We start from the raw sequence: 1549 nt of genomic DNA, 5'->3' as shown, positions 1-1549 counted from the left end.
ATTCCCAATGAAGTCTCTCTCGGGATTATTAATGAAACGCGCAGTTTTCTGGATGGTTTAGCCCCCAGAGCCTTAGCCGAAGTGTTGATTGGCGGCTTATCGACCAGTGAATTAGCGAGCGAAGGCTATGCGGATCTGGAGGAGTTGAAATTAATCCGTGAAGCAGTCGGCATTACCGAGTACCTATTGCCGCCACTGCCCAACACCCTTTATACCCGTGACACCACCTGCTGGATTTATGGCGGGGTAACTCTCAACCCGCTCTATTGGCCAGCGCGCCACGAAGAAACCGTATTGACCACAGCGATTTATAAATTCCATCCCGACTTTGCGAACGAAGAGATCAATTTCTGGTGGGGCGATCCGACCGTACATCACGGCACCGCGACGCTGGAAGGCGGTGATGTGATGCCGATTGGAAATAAAACCGTGCTGATTGGCATGAGTGAGCGCACCTCACATCAAGCCATCACGCAATTAGCCGCGTCGCTCTTTGCCAACAAAAACTCCGGCGTTGAACGTGTGATGATTGCCGCCATGCCCAAACTGCGTGCTGCCATGCATCTGGATACGGTATTTACCTTCTGCGATCGTGATGTCGTCACGCTGTATCCTGCTATCGTCAACCAAATTAAAACCTTCTCATTGCGCCCTTCTGATGGCCCCACCGGCATGAAGCTTAAACGCGATAAAGGCACCTTTGTCGAGGCCGTCGCAGCGGCCTTGAATCTGAAAAAATTGCGTGTGGTTGAAACCGAAGGAAATGATTACGATACCGAACGCCAGCAATGGGACAGTGGTAACAATGTGGTCGCCCTCGCCCCTGGGGTCGTAATGGCTTACGATCGTAATACCAAAACTAATACCCAATTACGCAAACAAGGCGTTGAAGTGATTGAAATTGTCGGCAGTGAACTTGGTCGTGGTCGCGGCGGTGGTCACTGTATGACCTGCCCGATCATTCGTGATGCCGTTGATTATTAATTTTGCGTTTAACTGTATTGGTCGCCTTGAGTGGCATAGTGATAGATAGTGATTGATAGTGATAACCACGACAGTGAATAGCCAACAGCACGCAAATAAAAGCAACAAGCCCAGCAAGTGAATACCCTCTGGGCTTGTTAATTTTAAACACTCACTTTAGCACTCGATTATTCAGACATTAACTGAGCATTTTTTCATCAGCATGAAAAGCAATGCCATTACAGGATATTGCTGATTGCATTCGCCAATTCTTTTTCTAAAACTGGCTTAGCTTCTTCAAACTTCAAATTCACCTTATTGGCATTGGAGATCACGCGTGTTTGGTATTTTTGCTTGTGTTCTTCCTTTGCTCTGGTTTGGACTTTATAGCCGGAAGTCCCTTGTGTCAGCGCCGCGACATCATTGGTCATAACTTTACCGTTAGTACGCTCAGTGATCTGAACATCAGTGACCATGGTATAGTTAATATCTTCCACCAAGGTATCGGCCGCTAAACCAATAACACCGGCAGCCAAACCTACCCCTAACGTGGTACCCGCTGAATTAGAATTATAAGCTGCGATAC

General features: G+C 47.8%; 2 protein-coding genes. One reads left to right on the top strand and one right to left on the bottom strand.

Going from position 1 to position 1549, the window contains the following annotated elements; translation table 11 throughout:
- Positions 1–984 (top strand): arginine deiminase (locus ACRC27_RS01230; RefSeq protein WP_438638952.1); only part of this gene is annotated, 984 nt, incomplete at its 5' end.
- Positions 985–1202: 218 nt separating this feature from the next.
- On the opposite strand, the gene traT is transcribed toward ACRC27_RS01230, so the two are convergent.
- A partial coding sequence (gene traT, locus ACRC27_RS01225) for a complement resistance protein TraT (RefSeq protein WP_438638950.1) occupies positions 1203–1549 on the bottom strand: 347 nt, incomplete at its 5' end.

Source organism: Plesiomonas sp., assembly GCF_051650925.1.
GTDB lineage: Bacteria > Pseudomonadota > Gammaproteobacteria > Enterobacterales > CAMTGL01 > Plesiomonas.
The sequence above is the reverse complement of the archived record's forward strand: the minus strand, read 5'-3'. Positions and strand labels throughout refer to the sequence as shown.